The organism is Acetatifactor muris (assembly GCF_024623325.1).
Taxonomy (GTDB): Bacteria; Bacillota; Clostridia; order Lachnospirales; family Lachnospiraceae; genus Acetatifactor; species Acetatifactor muris.
Map to the genome: position 1 here is coordinate 186,602 of NZ_JANJZD010000002.1, position 16,670 is coordinate 203,271.

Consider the following 16,670-nt stretch of genomic DNA (forward strand, 5'->3'; position numbering starts at 1 on the left):
AAAGCAAACGGGAAAGGAGATCTGACTCAGTATCATGAAAAAATACGCCGTCATTTATCGTTCGGTGCTGATGGAGAACCTGCAGTATGCTGTGAATATTGCCTTTGGGTTTATCAGTTACTTCATTTTTATATTTGTCTTTATCTGTCTGTGGAACTATATGTATGCCTCCCCCGGGGAGCTGATTGCCGGTTATACAAAGGAGCAGATGATCTGGTATGTGATGATTACGGAAGGCATGTGGTTCGGCACCCGCTCCGCCACAGTGACAAGGCAGGCGGCAACGGATATTCGAAACGGTAATATTGCCTATCTGATGAATAAACCTTACCACTACACCCTTTATGTGCTGACAAAGTACACTGCCGAGTGGGGAATCCGGCTGCCCATGTATGCCGCACTGTCCATTTCCATGGGACTGACCATGGTAGGGCGACTGCCCGGCTTCCGGCCGATTTCCCTTCTGGCCACCGTGCCTGTCATTTTGCTGGGAATCACCATCAACGCAGTCTTCAAGTTGAGCATCAGCCTGATTTCCTTCTGGATTGAGGATTCCAATCCCTTCCAGTGGCTCTATGACAAAATGCTGCTGGTGATAGGAACCATATTTCCTGTGGAAATATTCCCCGCCGCGTTGCAGCCTTTCTTCAAGCTCACGCCGATTTATACAGTCTGTTACGGACCGGCAAAGCTGGTGGTAGATTTCAGCTGGGAAAAATTCCTGGAAATTGTGGCGGCGCAGATGATTTACCTTGCAATCGGCTGCGGACTTATGTTCTTCCTCTATGGAAAGGGGGTTAAAAAACTTCATGTTAACGGCGGTTAAAAATCAATTACGGGTATGCGGGCTCTCTGTCAGATACAATATTATGCGGGAGATGCTCAACAGAGTGACCTTTCTGACAAATATTGGATTCATGATTCTGAATAACGCAACCTTTATCGTACAATGGATAATTTTGTTCCATCTGAAAGAAGATATCGGCGGCTATCACATGAGCGACGTCATGCTCCTGTGGGGCCTGGCCGCCAGCAGTTACGGCCTGTCACGGATTCTTTTTGCCAGGGCTTTCGCACTGCCGGGTCTGATTATCAACGGAAAGCTGGACGCCTATCTGGTACAGCCGAAAAATGTCCTCCTGAGCGTCATCACCTCCGCCACCAATACCTCGGCCATCGGTGATCTGATTTATGGCTACCTGATTGTCTGCCTGTTTTGTTTCAGTGTCAGCAGGCTTCTCCTGTTTACTTTGTTTACCATAACAGGGACCGTGATTGTAACGGCCTTTGCCCTGCTGATGGGAAGTCTCACCTTCTGGTTCGTGAGGGCGGATGCCTTTGGCGATAACATGATCAACTGCCTGATCAGCTTCTCCACCTATCCGGACGGAATCTTTCAAGGGACGGCAAGATTTCTGCTCTACAATATTATCCCGGTGGGCATGGCGATTTATCAGCCCATTCATATTATGATAGAATTTGACGTGAGAAGTCTGCTCACCGTACTGGGGTATACCATCCTGCTGTCAGCAATAGCAATACTCGTATTCTACCGGGGACTGCGACGTTATTCTTCCAGTAATCTGATGGAGGTAAGGCAGTAACCTCCTGCGGCCGACGGCACCACCAAGCTTTTTCTTGACCGGAAATTGCGTTTCTTCTATAATAAATAACAGCTGTTCAGCCTTTGGCTTTTTGCCTGTAGGAAAAGGAGACTATTCATAATGTATATTTCAATCTGTGACGATGAGCCGCAGGAAACAGAATATCTCTCCACTCTGGTGTCGGAATGGGGCAGGCTATATGGATATCCCTGCGAAATAAAGACCTTTCCCTCCGCGGAAGCTTTCCTCTTCTCCTATGCGGAGAACCGCATCTGTGATATTCTCCTGCTGGATGTGGAAATGAGCGGAATTTCAGGTGTGGAGCTGGCCAAACGTATCCGGGAAGATAAGAGCCGGACCGAAATTATCTTCATCACCTCCCACACAGAATTTATCGGCGAAGGATACGAAGTGGACGCTCTGCACTATCTGGTGAAACCTGTGGCCGGAGACCGGCTGATGCCGGTGCTCTCCAAAGCGGCCGGGCGGCTTTCGGTTGAACCGCCCTCTGTGGTCATCACCTGTGAACATGAGACAATCAAGCTGTACGAGGCGGATATTCTGTATGTAGAATCCTTTCTGCACTATATCTCCATTCATACAGGGAAACGTGAATATCGAATCAAGGAAAATATCTCCTCCTTTGCCGCCAGGCTCAGTCCGGACTTTTTCCGCATTCACCGTTCCTACCTGGTCTCTCTGAAATACGTCACCAGGATTTCGCGCACTTTTGTTACCCTGGAAGACAGTTCCATGAAAGAAGCGATTGAGCTTCCACTGGCCAGGGGAAAGTACGACGAAATCAACCGGGCTTTTATCAGCCGGAATTAAGCAGCAGCAAGCATTTCTGCAAGGAAAAGTATACAAACACGGATATATGCTCGCGAGTATAGAATACAGGGCTGACTATGAAAAAGAAAACCTATCTGAGACTTATAGAATATCAAACGGAACAATCCAGACAGCATCTGGGTGAAGTGCAGAGCATCTACAGAGAAATGCGGGGATATAAGCATGATTTTCATCATCATCTGCAGACTCTGAAAGGACAGCTGGAAGCCGGGAAAACCGAACGGGCGCTTGCCTATCTGGAAGAGCTGGACAATCAGCTGTTGAATGTGGATACTTTGCTGAAAACAGGGAATATCTCCCTGGACGCCATCCTGTCCGCGAAAATCGCACAGGCCAAAGCCGCACAGATTGCAGTCACAGTAAAGGCAAATGTCCCGGACAGGCTCCTTCTCTCCGACCTGGAGCTCAGCATCATTACCGGCAACCTGCTGGACAATGCCATCGAGGCCTGCCTGGAAGCCAGCGGCGAACGCTTCATCCGTATCTTCATGGGTATGAAGGGCAAGATGCTTTACTTTTCCATGCTGAACTCCTCCGGCGCCAAAGTCCGTAAGGCCGGCAGTCTGTTCTCTTCTCGCAAAAAGGGCTTCCATGGATTCGGACTGCGCCGGGCGGAGGCCATTCTGGAAGAACACGGCGGCTGGTGCAAGTACAACAGCGAAGACGGCGCGTTTACCTCGGAATTCCTGGTGCCGGCTGTGAAATAATATTATATATTTTTTAATATACACTTCTCAAAACGCACAATCTGTTTCTCCCAGGTCTTCTCCGTCTGCATTCTCAGGAAATTCCGAAGCGGGTCCAGGTCCTGCACAGAATCCCATGCTTCCAGCGCAGTATAATACTCCAGACGATCTTCCTCATGAATGATAACAGGCGGGTGATTGTGCAGAATCAGAAAATAGTTCATGGCCAGCCGTCCTGCCCTTCCGTTTCCGTCGGCAAAAGGGTGAATATTCTCAAACTTTGCATGAAAATATGCCGCTGCGGTCAGCGCATCTGCCTCTTCTACATCCGCCAGCTCCGAAAGCAATTCTTCCATTTCCTCCGATACATCCTCCGGAGCCGCCCCGATTTCTTCTCTTCCGGTCACATAATCATGCCGCTTATACTCTCCCGGCCGCTCCCCCAGCTGCCATCTGCGCGTGTCATAGGTATTTTGCGTCAGGCATTTCTGGAATTTTTTATCAGATCTTCATCGAGAGCCCTTTTCTCTCCAAATGCTGTCAGCCACAGCTCATTAGCGTCTCTCGCATTCCGAATCTCAAATAGAGTCCGCAAATCTCCGGTATAAGAAGTCACTCCGTCATGCTCGAAGATCTCCCGGGTATCGTGATAGGTGATATTTGCATTTTCCAGTTTCCCGGAATGATACGCATAAGCGATGCTGTGTCCATTTAAGGCTTCCGCCAGTTCCGCATCTGTGGTAATCTGTTTCCGTTGCCACAGGGCAATCGCTTTTTCATATTTTGTCATGCTGTGGTACTCCTCCGGATTTCTGTTCTCGGAAAATCATTCAATACCCTAATGAACATTTATTTTAACATATAAAAGTAGATTTTGCTATATATCTACAGATATTTTACAATCTTCCGCAATTCATGTCCCGTCAGAAACAATTTGTGCCCGGATTGTCTTTTCCGGTTCATCTGCGGTAAAATAGGGATAAGATTTTTAAGGAGCTCAAACTCATGACAGAAACAATTAAAACCCCCATGAAAAAAACGAAAAAACAGAAAATAAAACCCTACCGCTCCGCCCTGAGCAACGCTCTCTGGAGCTTTCACAGCATTTTAAAGGACTCCCCGCTTTTCTTCCTGCTGATGGTGCTGGAAATTCCCCTGAATATCTGTCTCTCCTATACGGAAATCTATCTGCCTTCCCTCGTGGTAGCGGAAGTTACAAATCGTGCAACCCTGACGCATGCGGCCGTTCAGGTGGGCACAGTCATTCTGCTGATGCTGATTGCAGGTTCTCTGCACGCCTTTTTGGAAGAAATATCCCAGGCCTATCTGTCAAAATACCGCTTTAAAAGGCAGGTTGATGTGGACAGGAAGTCTCTGAACTGCTTTTACCAGAGCTATGAGCAGAAGGAAATCCGGGATCTCAGCAAACGTGCCACCCGGGCGACGCAGATGTGGGATATGGTCCAGCCGGTATCCGATGTGCCCAGACGCAGTCTGAAGCTGATAGAGAATGTGCTCAGCTATCTGCTCTTCGGCTCGGTGATCGCTTTCGTCTCCCCTTACCTCGTGCCCATTCTCACCATAGCACCTACGGTTAACTGGTTCTGCGCCCGGGCCTACCGCAACTGGGAATATGCCCACCGTAAGCATTGGACCGACATTGACAACAGGCTATGGTATGTCCAGGACGAAACAGCCGATTTCGCGGCGGCAAAAGATATCCGTATCTATGGCATGGCCGGATGGTTCCGCCAGGTTTATAACGACCTGTCAAAAAGCCGCTCCGGCTGGGACAAAAAGCTGATACGAAGAAGCTTTCTCTCCCGGATTGCCGACCTGTTCGTCATTCTGCTGCGGGACGGCGCCGCCTATGCGCTGCTGATCAACATGACAATAAATGGAGAAATCACTGTAGATAAATTTCTTCTCTACTTTTCCGCCATCTCCATGTTCGCCTCCTTCATAGGCAACATCATGAACGAATGGAACGGTATCCGCTCTACCAGTCTGACGGTCTGCGATTATCATGAATACCTGGATCTGCCTGAGCAGGACGGAACCGGTGAGGCAGATGCGTCGGAACATATGCATACAGCTCCGGAAATCGTCTTCGATCATGTTTCCTTCCGTTATGATGGTGCCGAAGAAGATACCCTGCGGGATATCAGCTTTACCGTAAATCCCGGAGAAAAAGTCGCCCTGGTAGGCCTGAACGGCGCGGGAAAGACTACTTTGGTAAAGCTCCTGTGCGGGCTCTATATTCCTGCCAAAGGAGATATCAGAATCAACGGCATCTCTTTCCGGAAATTCCGTCGCAGGGATTATTACCGCCTGTTCTCCCCTGTCTTCCAGGATGTGCAGACCGGATTCTTCTCCCTTGCGGAGACGGTCTCCGGGCAGATTGACAAGGATATGGATTTCCGCCGGGTGGAGCAATGTATGCGTCTGGCCGGACTGGGCGACACGCTGGATTCACTGTCCAAAGGAATTCACTCCCGATTGGACAAACAAATCTATTCCGACGGCATCGAACTGTCCGGCGGCGAGGTCCAGAAACTGATGCTTGCCCGGGCGCTTTACAAGGATGCTCCCATTCTGGTACTGGACGAACCCACAGCTGCGCTGGATCCCCTCTCTGAGAACCGAATTTACCTGCAGTATCAGGATATGACCCGGTCGAAAACTTCCCTCTTCATCTCCCACAGACTGGCCTCCACTCAGTTCTGCGACAGAATCCTCTACCTGAAAGAAGGGCGGATTGCCGAAGATGGAACTCACAATGAACTGCTGGCTCTGGGAGGGGAATATGCCCATTTATACGAAATGCAGAGCTGCTGGTACCAGGAGGAGTATACCCCTCCTGAAGGTGAGGCCATACGATAATTTAAAATCAGTCCTGAAACGGAGAAACAGCATCTGCAGGGTCTTTACCTGATTGGAGAATTTTCAGACGCGCCTTCTACAGGACGAAGTGACTCCCTTACGTGGATACAATATTCCAGGAAGGAAATGAAACGAGGAGAAAATACCATGAAATTTTCAGAACATATTCAAATAGCAAAAAGAGCCATAAAGCACCTGTTTACCTTAAGCAGGAGATACACAATCTGCCTTATCCTGCATTCTGTCCTGAAAAGCCTGCTGCCCTATGTGCCCATTTATTTCTCGGCCCGGCTCATCGACGCCCTGTATGAAAGACAGCCTGTGGAGCGCCTGACGCTGTATATCCTGCTTACAGTGGGCCTTGTCTTTGTCTTAAGTCTTGCCAACGTCTATGTGTCTTCCAGACAGAGCATCCTGTCCAATGAACTGTACCGAAACGAAGAATGGATGTTCTCCGAAAAAGCCATGCAGATGGCCTATTCCTCCATAGAAGATCCGGAAGTAACGCTTTTGCGTGAGAGAATTGCCATGGAGGCCCAGACAGGCTATAACCTCTATCGAATTATTTCCTGTACCGAAAACGGAATCTTTCATCTTACCAGGATTGTATTGTCCTGCTCAATGACGCTGCCGCTTTTTCTTTTAAAGGAGCTTTCCCTGTCCCTGAAGCTGGCCCTTGTGGGAGGCATCCTTCTCACTGTGGCCTGGGAAATGTTCTCCAATAGAAAAAGCGAAAAAACAATCAATGCCTTTTTTGAAGCAGGTGTCAAAATGAATGTATTAGGTGAAAAATATTATAACTATATGGAACATTACAGCAGCGGCAAAGATATCCGCCTGTATGACATGGCAGACAGCCTGCTGGACTTCAATGTGAATACAATGCATGAATACAATAAAGGCGTGATGAAACAGGAAACAAAAATAGCAGCGCTGAAGGCAGCAACCGTAATTTTAAGCCATATTCTTCGGTTCGGCATCTATCTCATGTTAATCCGCGCCGCACTTTCAGGCAGCATTACCGTCGGCTCCATCGCGCAGTATGTGTCCTGTATCATGTTGCTGTTGACTGCCAATTCCGGATTGATATCCGAGGTCCAGAAGGCTCTCCTGAACCACGGACATCTGAAACGCTATTTTTCCTATTTTGATATACCCAACCCCATGTACCAGGGCTCTCTCACCGTGGAAAAACGGGACGACAACGAGTACTTTGTGGAATTCCGGGATGTGTCTTTTTGCTATCCCAATACGGAAAACTATGCTCTCCGGCATGTAAATCTAAAATTCAAAATCGGGGAAAAGCTGGCGGTAGTGGGCGTAAACGGCAGCGGCAAGACCACCTTCATCAAGCTGATGTGCCGCCTGTATGACCCCACGGAAGGAGAAATCCTGCTCAACGGCGTCAATATCAAAAAGTACGATTATGACGAGTATATGTCCATTTTCTCCATCGTCTTCCAGGATTTTCGTCTCTTTGGCTTCCGTCTGGGAGAAAATGTGGCCGCCGGTCCTCAGTACGATACCGACAAGGCAGCCCGGTGTCTCCGGCAGGCTGGTTTCGGAGAGCGTCTCTCTGCCATGCCGGCCGGTGTGGACAGTTACCTTTATAAAAGTTTCGATGGGAACGGCGTAGAGATTTCCGGCGGGGAAAGCCAGAAAATTGCTCTGGCCAGAGCCCTTTATAAGAATGCCCCCTTCCTCATTCTGGATGAACCCACCTCCGCGCTGGACCCTGTCTCAGAGTACGAGGTTTACAGCAAATTCAACGAAATCGCCGGAGACAAAACCGCCATCTACATCAGCCACCGTCTGGCCTCCTGCCGCTTCTGCGATAAAATTGCCGTATTCGACGGCGGGGAAATCATACAGACCGGCAGCCATGATACGCTGATTGCTCAGGAAAACGGCAAATACCATGAGCTCTGGCAGGCCCAGGCCCAGTACTATGTCCGCAGGTAGCCTGCGTATCCAGGGCAATTGTGTCATCGTTTACAAGATAGTATCGTCCCGCAGGGCTTCCACCAGGCTGAGCTTCAGCACCCTGCGGCCGCCGATCCCATAAGCCAGCGCCACACAGCCCAAAGCCGCCAAAAGGAACAGTGCACATGCCAACACCGGCGCCTCCGCCAGAAAGATACTGATTTCCAGATGACTTGCCGTGACCATGACACCTGTGAACAACACTGTCAGAACCAGTGAAAACAGCATGGGCCGCCCTGCCAGAACCAAAGCTTCAATGCGGAACATCTTCCGGATTCCCTCCGGTGTCAGACCTATGGACAGATACCGGGCGAATTCCCGTTTTCTCCTGCGCAGAAATCCCAAAGTATTGGCGAACACATTGGCAATTCCAATAATGGCAATCAATACACAGAATGCCCCCAATATCAACATATAGCCATCCATCATTTTATCATTATCAAGCTTCTCCCGGATGCGGTTTTCACTTTCCATCTCATATTTCCCGTCCAGAGTCTCCCCTATTTCCGCTTCCAGCCTGTCCAGCAAGGCAAGCTCTGTCCGCTCCCCGGACAGCACCCGAACAAAAGTGTCCCGCTCTGCGCCGCCAATCTGTCCTGCAAATTCCCTCCAGGCAGACAAAGGAATAAACTGCACCAGTTCGGAATTATCCACCGTTGCATACTCTTCCCGCAACACAGGCGTCTGCATGGTACAGGCTATAACCGGAAGCTCTGCCATGGAAGTCCCGGCTTCTGCATCCGCAGCTTCCGCTGCCTGTCCTGCGTTCTGCAGCATTACCGTCTCTATTCCTTCCCGCACATAGGGAACGTATTCCCTGGCCCGAAAGTTGCTGTTTCTGCTGTCCCAGAACCGATTCAGCAGGATGCATCCGTCCAGCCGGACGGACACGCCGATCTGTTCACAGTATTCCTCAAAGCTTTCATCATCCAGGATGACCAAAGGCGCCGGAAGTATCAAAAAACCTTCTTCTGCTATCACAGAGCCGCCCGCAAAGGATTGGGGTCCTCCCAATGCTGACAATGCTTCGCTGATTTCTCCTTCCGGCAGTCTGCATACAGCCCGGGCTTTCTGGTAAATGACAGTGTCTTCCGCCCCGGGCAGTGCTTTCAGCGCCTCCGTTTCTTCAAATGCTTCTATTCCTGTATCCTTCACCGTCACCATAATGTCCCAGACATCCTGATATTTTGCAAAATAGGTATATTCCGTGCTGATTCTCATCAATGTAAAAGTATTCTCCATAATCAGAAAGCCCAGAAAAGCAAGGGTCAGGGACAGACTGGTGGTACGCAGGGCTTTCTTCTGTGCCCGCAGCGCATTTCCCGCCAGTTCTCCTTCCATCCCAAATAGAAGAGAAAGAATTCTGGAATGCTTTCGGGATAAAGGCCCTTTTCCCGCCTTCAGCTGAAACTCTCCCGTTCCCCGGATGGCTTCCAGCGGTGTCAGCCTGCTCAGCTTTCGGGCCGGCAGCCATGCTGAGAAAAGTACCGTAAAAAGGGACAGCAGAAGGATAAAAGCCAGAATCGCCGGATTCAGTTGGAAAGAAACCGCCCTTCCTCCCGCCAGGCTCGCCGTTATCAGGCTCATGGCCCGCAAAGTGCCATAGCACGCCGCCGTTCCCACAAGGATTCCGATCAGAATCGGCGCCAGGGATAGAACAAGAGCCTCCTGCAGCAGGCAGATTCTGATCTGCCCCGGCGTGGCTCCAATGCTGGAGAAAATCCCGAACTGATGAATTCTGTCACCCATAGATACAGCGAAAGAATTATGAATAATCAAGATCAGAGAAAAGCATACCACCGCCACAATGGCCAGATACAGCGGCATAATCATCCGCGGTTTCGTATCTCCCGGTATACGGATAAAGTACAGGGACAGCAGCTGATAATTATAGTCCGCCCCACTCTCCTCCAACCCCAGTGTCTCCAATAATGCCAGCACATCCCTGTGCACAGTTCTTTTGTTATGGAAATAAAGGTCCAGTACCGTCCCCTGTTCTCCAGACAGCTCCTCATTGATAACCGCCCTTTCCACATTGGGATATTGATTCACTGCCAGCAGATCCTCCGCGGTGAACTCTGCGGTGATACGTGCATGCCAGCCGCCTCCGAATTCCTGCTTCGTGGATTCGATGTTGTCCAGCCAGAAGTGGTAGAACAGGCCACAGAGCCAGGACAGGAACAGCGCCGCTATGAAGGAGGCCGCCATCACCGAGATACCGGAGGCACGATTATTTTTGATATATCCTGACGAATAATCTTTCCACATATGCCTCACCTCATTTCCGTTTCGGCACTGTGTGCTTCCGTCTCATTCCCGGCGTCGGATATTTTTGCCTCGCCGCCGGCAGCTGTGCTCCGTACTGTTGTGCCTCTTCTCTCATCACCCACAATGTGTCCGTCCTCCACCGTTACCACCCGGTCTGCCTCCAGCGCCACCTGCGCGTCATGGGTAATCAGCAGAATGGTCTGCTGTAAATTCCGATTGGATAATTTCAGCATATCAATGATTTCCCGGGTATTCTTCTGGTCCAGATTGCCCGTGGGCTCGTCCGCCAGCAGCAGGGCAGGACGGTAGATCAGAGACCTGGCGATGGCTGCCCGCTGCTGCTGCCCGCCGGACAGCTGACTGGGCAGAGCTTCCAGCCTGTCCGCGATTCCCAGCGTATTTACCACCTGCTCAAAATACGTCTGGTTCACTTTCCTTTTGTCCAGCAGCAGCGGCATCAGAATGTTTTTCCGCACCGTCAGTGTGGGAATCAGATTATAAAACTGGTAAATCAGCCCCACCTTTCTCCGCCGGAAAATGGCGGACTGTGTCCGGTTCATGGTGGAGATGTCCGTTCCCTCCACATACACTTTTCCCGAGGTAGGCCTGTCCACGCTGCCTAAGATGTGCAGAAGCGTGGATTTTCCGGAGCCGGACGCCCCTACAACGGCCACAAATTCTCCTTTTTCCACGGACAGATCAATTCCGTCCAGAGCCGTCACCTGATTGGGTTTGGAACCGTATACTTTTGTGACTTTTTCACACTTCAAAATTTCCAATTGCATCACCTTGCCTTTCCCGGCCTGCTGCTTCCTGATTTACATCATTGTTTGTGCCACGGCGGTGGCATGACAAAAAGGGAACATTTTCATTCAGGCAAGCACAGGCTCCTTGTCTTCTCTGCCATACGGCCGTACCGTTTATTTAAAGTATAACAGAGAAAAGTGACTGCTCAGTGACTGTAGAAGCGAATCTCAAAACAGGCTCCGCCGCCGTGGAGATTCCGGGCGGTGATAGTCCCGTTCTGCAGCTCCACAATGGCCTTGCTCAGCGCCAGTCCAATGCCGATTCCGGTTCCCGAGGCATTTTTCCCCCGGTAAAAGCGCTGAAAAAGATAAGGCAGATCCTCCTCCGTGAATCCTTTCCCGTTGTCCCATATCCGTACTTCCGTATATACCGGATTCTGAGAATATTCACAGGAAACCGTTCCGCCTTCCGGGGTATGCTCCACGCAGTTCTTCATCAGATTGCAGAAGGCCTCCATGGTCCAGTCCTTGTCGCCTCGGATTGTGGCGCACTCTCCCTCCGGGATAGCCACAGTTACCTTCTTCTCCGCTGCCAGTTCACAGAGCATATCCGACGCTATTGTCAGCGCCGTGAAAATGTCCACCTGGACATACTGCAGTTTCAGGGTGCCGGAGTCAATGCGGGAAAGCTGAAGCAGAGCTTCCTCCAGGGTATTCAGCCGTTCCAGCTGGCGCCGGATATTTTCACAGTGCTGCACTGCCGTATGCTGTGTTGCACTATGAGGCATTGCATTATACTGTACTGCATTATACTGCACCGCAGTGTTCTGTGTTGCGTCATGTTGTGTTGTTCTGTACTTCGCCGCATCATGGTAGTATGTGTCATGTTGTCCTGCAGGATCCTCTGCCTGCTCCTGCAAAAGCTGTAGGGATACGGAAGCCGCTGTAATCGGCGTCTTCAGCTGGTGCGCAATATTCGCCAGATTCTCCGCATAGTTTTCCTTTGCCGCAAGTGCTGTCTCTCTGGTTCGGTACAAAGTGGTCACCGTCTTATAAATCTCATCTTCCAGCAGGGAAAATTCGTCCTCTTTTCTTTGCAGAATGGTTCCCTCTCCGCTTACATTCACATTCTCCAGATAGACTGTCAGTTCTTCAATCCGCCTGCGCCTTCTCCTTCCGGCCACAAAGTAAACTGCCAGAAAAAGGGCTCCCCCGATCATCAGCCCCGCCATCAGTTCTGTCATAAAGTATCCTCCATACGATATCCAAAGCTTCTGACAGTCCGGATGCAGGCCGGATTCCCCAGCTTCTCCCTCAGCCGCTTCACGGTTACGGTCAGGGTATTATCATTGACGTAATTTCCGTTCATATCCCATACCTCCGCCAGCAGTTTCTCTCTGGTCACCGTTTTCCCCTTGTGCTCCATGAGGTACAAAAGCAGCTGATATTCCGGTTGGCTTAATGCCACTTCTTCATCCTCCCGGTAAACTGCCATTTTCTCTTTATCCAGACGAATGTCATCACAATACAGCTCTTTACTTTCCGCGCCTCCCGTCCGGCGAAGAATTGCCAGAATCCTGGAATACAGTACCTCCAGCGCAAAAGGCTTAATCACGTAATCATCTGCTCCGTTTTGGAATCCGTTCACAATGTCCTCCGTCTCTCCCTTCACCGTCAGGAACAGCACAGGAAGGTTCTCTCCAAAGCGTCTGCGAATCCATCCACAGAGAACATCCCCGCTTTCATCCGGCAGGTTCCAGTCAATGATGATTATAGCAGGCTGTCTCTTCATCAGGGCCTGCTTCGCATCGGATACAGATTCCAGTATGGTCACATGAAAATCCCGGACCTCCAGATAGGTCTTTACCCCTTCCGCTATATCCCTGTCGTCCTCCACATAATAAATTTCCATGTAGTTCCTCCCTGAATATAAAGCTTTTCCCTTTCCAACAGGGGCTGTCGCACTGATTCGCTCAGCGTACAGCTCCGTCTATAATATTCCAAATTTATACTTCATGCAATCATTAAAGAATTATTTTAAATAGACAGGGCCGCGGCACCTGCGATTTTCATCACCGGCGCCACAGCCCTGAAATGCATTCATATGTATCTTCCTGTTTGCTTTTTCTTATAACTTCAACCCCTTCAACAGATCGCCCAGAGAAGTCCCCACTGACTTTCCGGAACTGTATTCCGCGGCCAGCTTTTCTTCCACCGGATCCGGCTCCGCGTTCTCCGCGACTGCCTTCATACTCAGGCTGATCTTGTTGTTATTGGTATTCAGCACCTTCACCTTCACGGTGTCGCCTACATTCAGCACCTCCGAAGGATTCTTAATCCGCTTCTGGCTGATCTGGGAAATGTGCACCAGACCGCTTAAGCCGCCGCCCAGGTCCACGAATGCACCGTAAGGCATCAGGCTCTCCACCTTTCCTTCCAGCACAGTGCCAGGCGCCATCATGGCGATCTTCTGGTTCATTCTGTCCGCTTCTCTCTCCTTGAGAATATCCTTTGCGGAGAGCACCAGCTTCTTCTTGTCCTTGTCTACCGTAATCACACGCACATCCACAGTCTTGCCCACAAAAGTGCTCAGGTCTTCCACGTATTCCAGGGAAATCTGAGAAGCGGGAATAAATCCGCGGATTCCTTCCACGAAGGCAATCACGCCCTTGTTCACAGTCTCGCTGACCTTAACAGAAAGTACGGTCTTCTCCTCCAGATATGTCTGTACTTTATCCCAGCCGATTACCTCGGAAGCCTCCACACAGGATAACAGGATATTGCCTGCACCGTCATCTCTCTTAATCACAGTTCCCTGCATTTTGTCTCCCACATGGACATCCGCCAGAATGGAGAAAGAAGGGTCCCTGCTCAGGTCGGCAGCCTTGATGACGCCGGGTGCAAAATAGTCCAGATCAAGGGTAACTTCTTCTTCGTTTACATGAATGACGGTTCCGGAGAGGATGTCTCCTTCGCTTATCTTGCGGAAAGATGCCTCCAGCTCCTTGCTGTAATCTTCCATGGTTTCCACTACTTCCGGGGTCTCTGCAGATTCCCCGACAACAGGAGCTTCGGCTGCTTCTGTCGCCACAGGAGTCTCCGCAGCTTCGGGTGCCTCCGCTGCTGTCGGTGCCTCCTCTACAGATATCTCTTCTGTAATGTTGGTCATGTTTTCTGTCTCCATAATGTCCTCCTTCTCTTCGCCGCAGTCAGTACCCCCTCAAAACCCGCCATGCAATGTTTCTTCCGATGCCGACTGTCTGCACATTAAACTTATTTTGCTGCAGCCCGTTCTCTCAAAACCACTGCATATCTATCCATAACACTACCACATTCCGGAACATACGTCAAATTTTTTATGTATGCACGTTATACATTTGCACGTTATCCATTACATGCAGCTTTATCCTGTTTTACTGTCCGCGAATAGCTGTTTTTATGCCGTCTACGTAAGTAGGATAACATGATTTTGCAGGATTCATAGCAATGCTATAAGCCAACTCACCATATTTCTTTATATCTTCAACTGTAGCTTTGATGAGCATATCAGCCTGCCTCCTTATATCTGAATACAAAAATCCAAAGCAATTATAACACCAGGATATGAACTTTTCTACACTTTACCTATTTGTTCGAACGAATACAGTATATCCTGTATTATGTTCCATGACCAGAGCTAAATTTTCCCTTTTATAAAAAATAATTTTCGAAATAAGAAATTTTTAATGGCGGTCTGACCCGTCTCTCAATCCCTGCCAAATATAAAAAGCAATTGACTTTGTCAGAGGAGTATGATATTCTTTAATTGTTCTATATAGAACATTTCTACTAGGAACTTATGCGCAGACAGTTTTTGTAAAAGATTCAGAAACGAGGGATTGATTTGGAGACAAGAGGCGGTTTTTATATTACCCGGATAAAGCACCTGCAAGCCAGGATTTTTGAAAAGCTGTTGACAGAGAACGGAATCGAAATCAGCAGCGGGCAGGGAAGGATTCTGTTCGTTCTGTGGAAAGAGGATCACCTGACTGTCAGTGAAATCAGTCAGAAGACTTCTCTCGCCAAAAATACGGTTTCCATTATCGTGGACGGGATGGTGCAGAAAGGTATTCTGGAGAGAAACATTAATCCGGCCAACCGCCGCCAGACCATCATATCTCTCACAGAGTATGCAAGGGCATTACGGAAAAAATACGAACAGGTATCGCAACAGATGAATCATCTTTTTTATCAGGGTTTTTCGGAGAAAGAGCGGGAAGAATTCGAGGGATATCTGGCCCGTATCCTGGATACCCTGACACAATTTGAAGAAAATAACAATTGATTTATGCCGTCGCGCAGCGACTTAAACAGCCATCCTTCCAAACGATGCCCGGAAGAATTAGCGGACGTTACCACGGCCGGAAATTCTTCCCATTAGGGGCATCGTTTGGAAGGTGGCGGAACTGGACTAGGAGGCCACGCTATGATCACCAAAGAATATATTAAAGAATTCGCCCTGAAACAGAAGACAGCGTTTATCGGATCCGTAGATGAGGACGGATTCCCGAATATCAAGGCAGTATTTGCACCACAGAAAATCGAGGGAAACTGTTTCTACTTTTCCTGCAATACTTCCGCCATGCGTTCCCAACAATATATGAAAAACCCGAAGGCATGCCTTTATTTCTACCACAGAGGGCGTTTTCGTTATGAGGGAATCATGCTTGTGGGCCTGATGGAGGTATCTCAGGATATGGAATTGAAGAAAGCCCTCTGGCAGGAAGGAGACACGGCCTATTATAAGGAAGGTGTCAGCGACCCTGACTATTGTGTTCTGAAATTCACAGCACAAAGAGGCCGGCGGTATTGTGATTTGCATTCGGAGAATTTCACCCTGGACACAGATTCCACAGAGACAGAGGGTTGACATGGGACTTTTTAAGAAAATATTATCAGTATCATTTAAGGAGAACACCGTATTTCGCTTTGACTATATTGTCAGTACGTTGTATTCCTTTTTCAGCATCGTATTAAAAGTATCTTCAAGGCCATGCTGACGTACCGCTTTTCTTTTCTGATTAACTGCATTTCCCAGGCTTTGGACTATTCGGTGGCTTTTTTGCTGATGTGGGTCATGATTTCCGCCTTCGACAATATGAACGGCTGGAATGCCTACGAAGTAATGCTGCTATATTCCTTCAGCCTGTCTGCTTATGGGGTTGCAGGCCCCTTTTTCTTCAATATTATGAACAACCTGCCAAGGCAGATCTGGAAGGGCACTTTTGATGATGTCCTTGTAAAACCGGTAAAGGTATTGCCCTATCTGCTCAGCAGCAGTTTTATCTGCAATTATATCGCCCACTTGACGCTTTCCGCCATTGTAATGGGAATCTGCTTCCATGCTCTGGAAATTCCGGTCACATTCTGGCTTCTTGCCAGAATCCTGTGGATTATCCTGTTTGGAAGCCTGATCTATGGAGGGTTTTTCCTGATTGTAAGCGGTTCTGCTTTTCTTGTGACCAAAATAACCGCATTGTTTAATATTATGTTCTTTTTCAGGAAAGTATCCTATTATCCTCTGTCCATCTTCCCGAAAATGATTCAGCTCATTGCCACAGTACTGGTCCCTTATGGATTCATTAATTTCTATCCGCTGCAGGCGTTGC

16 protein-coding genes and 1 pseudogene are annotated in these 16,670 nt (G+C 49.1%); 9 read left to right on the top strand and 8 right to left on the bottom strand.

Going from position 1 to position 16,670, the window contains the following annotated elements:
• Nucleotides 1-34 precede the first annotated feature (34 nt).
• The 4 genes from NSB25_RS02705 to NSB25_RS02720 all read left to right on the top strand — a co-directional run bounded on the left by NSB25_RS02705 (nucleotide 35) and on the right by NSB25_RS02720 (nucleotide 3,163).
• Nucleotides 35-826, top strand: coding sequence for an ABC transporter permease (locus NSB25_RS02705; protein WP_103237825.1), 792 nt, complete (start codon nucleotides 35-37; stop codon nucleotides 824-826).
• A complete protein-coding gene (locus NSB25_RS02710; protein ID WP_103237824.1) occupies nucleotides 810-1,604 on the top strand; it encodes an ABC transporter permease in 795 nt (264 codons plus the stop codon). The genes NSB25_RS02705 and NSB25_RS02710 overlap by 17 nt, the downstream gene beginning before the upstream one ends.
• A gap of 120 nt (nucleotides 1,605-1,724) precedes the next feature.
• Nucleotides 1,725-2,435 carry a LytR/AlgR family response regulator transcription factor gene (locus tag NSB25_RS02715; RefSeq protein WP_103237823.1) on the top strand — a complete coding sequence of 237 codons (711 nt, stop codon included), beginning with the start codon at nucleotides 1,725-1,727 and terminating at the stop codon, nucleotides 2,433-2,435.
• Nucleotides 2,436-2,512: 77 nt separating this feature from the next.
• A complete protein-coding gene (locus NSB25_RS02720) occupies nucleotides 2,513-3,163 on the top strand; it encodes a sensor histidine kinase (RefSeq protein ID WP_103237822.1) in 651 nt (216 codons plus the stop codon).
• A 2-nt stretch (nucleotides 3,164-3,165) separates the two neighbouring features.
• Here the strand turns inward: NSB25_RS02720 and NSB25_RS02725 are convergent, their stop codons facing one another.
• Complete coding sequence (locus NSB25_RS02725; protein ID WP_207656129.1) at nucleotides 3,166-3,624, bottom strand: Fic family protein; 459 nt, start codon at nucleotides 3,622-3,624, stop codon at nucleotides 3,166-3,168.
• Nucleotides 3,621-3,932, bottom strand: coding sequence for a Fic family protein (locus NSB25_RS02730; RefSeq protein ID WP_207656126.1), 312 nt, complete (start codon nucleotides 3,930-3,932; stop codon nucleotides 3,621-3,623). Before NSB25_RS02730 ends, NSB25_RS02725 begins: the two co-directional genes overlap by 4 nt.
• A 215-nt stretch (nucleotides 3,933-4,147) precedes the next feature.
• Here NSB25_RS02730 and NSB25_RS02735 point away from each other — a divergent pair, with 215 nt between their 5' ends.
• Both NSB25_RS02735 and NSB25_RS02740 read left to right on the top strand, forming a co-directional pair.
• Nucleotides 4,148-6,025, top strand: coding sequence for an ABC transporter ATP-binding protein (locus NSB25_RS02735; protein ID WP_103237821.1), 1,878 nt, complete (start codon nucleotides 4,148-4,150; stop codon nucleotides 6,023-6,025).
• 147 nt (nucleotides 6,026-6,172) lie between these two features.
• Entirely contained in the window at nucleotides 6,173-7,987 is a 1,815-nt protein-coding gene (locus tag NSB25_RS02740; protein WP_242982260.1) for an ABC transporter ATP-binding protein, read from the top strand.
• A gap of 30 nt (nucleotides 7,988-8,017) precedes the next feature.
• Here the strand turns inward: NSB25_RS02740 and NSB25_RS02745 are convergent, their stop codons facing one another.
• The 6 genes from NSB25_RS02745 to NSB25_RS02770 form a co-directional block, all read right to left on the bottom strand.
• Nucleotides 8,018-10,276, bottom strand: coding sequence for an ABC transporter permease (locus NSB25_RS02745; protein WP_103237819.1), 2,259 nt, complete (start codon nucleotides 10,274-10,276; stop codon nucleotides 8,018-8,020).
• 5 nt (nucleotides 10,277-10,281) lie between these two features.
• A complete protein-coding gene (locus NSB25_RS02750; RefSeq protein ID WP_103237992.1) occupies nucleotides 10,282-11,055 on the bottom strand; it encodes an ABC transporter ATP-binding protein in 774 nt (257 codons plus the stop codon).
• Nucleotides 11,056-11,228: 173 nt separating this feature from the next.
• Nucleotides 11,229-12,266, bottom strand: coding sequence for a sensor histidine kinase (locus NSB25_RS02755; protein ID WP_146039950.1), 1,038 nt, complete (start codon nucleotides 12,264-12,266; stop codon nucleotides 11,229-11,231).
• Complete coding sequence (locus NSB25_RS02760; protein WP_103237818.1) at nucleotides 12,263-12,934, bottom strand: response regulator transcription factor; 672 nt, start codon at nucleotides 12,932-12,934, stop codon at nucleotides 12,263-12,265. The genes NSB25_RS02755 and NSB25_RS02760 overlap by 4 nt, the downstream gene beginning before the upstream one ends.
• A 216-nt stretch (nucleotides 12,935-13,150) precedes the next feature.
• Nucleotides 13,151-14,053: a S1 RNA-binding domain-containing protein gene (locus tag NSB25_RS02765; protein WP_103237990.1), complete on the bottom strand. Its 903-nt coding sequence runs from the start codon at nucleotides 14,051-14,053 to the stop codon at nucleotides 13,151-13,153.
• Between the two features lie 382 nt (nucleotides 14,054-14,435).
• Complete coding sequence (locus NSB25_RS02770) at nucleotides 14,436-14,567, bottom strand: hypothetical protein (protein ID WP_257479219.1); 132 nt, start codon at nucleotides 14,565-14,567, stop codon at nucleotides 14,436-14,438.
• Between the two features lie 338 nt (nucleotides 14,568-14,905).
• Between NSB25_RS02770 and NSB25_RS02775 the strand changes: the two genes are divergently transcribed.
• The 3 genes and pseudogenes from NSB25_RS02775 to NSB25_RS29880 all read left to right on the top strand — a co-directional run.
• On the top strand, nucleotides 14,906-15,346 hold the full coding sequence (locus NSB25_RS02775; RefSeq protein ID WP_172454924.1) for a MarR family winged helix-turn-helix transcriptional regulator: 441 nt from the start codon (nucleotides 14,906-14,908) through the stop codon (nucleotides 15,344-15,346).
• 141 nt (nucleotides 15,347-15,487) lie between these two features.
• Nucleotides 15,488-15,931 (top strand): pyridoxamine 5'-phosphate oxidase family protein, encoded by a 444-nt coding sequence (locus tag NSB25_RS02780; protein WP_103237817.1) that lies wholly within the window; start codon nucleotides 15,488-15,490, stop codon nucleotides 15,929-15,931.
• 228 nt (nucleotides 15,932-16,159) lie between these two features.
• Nucleotides 16,160-16,648: pseudogene (locus NSB25_RS29880) on the top strand (ABC-2 family transporter protein); the annotation flags it as partial.
• Nucleotides 16,649-16,670 lie beyond the last annotated feature (22 nt).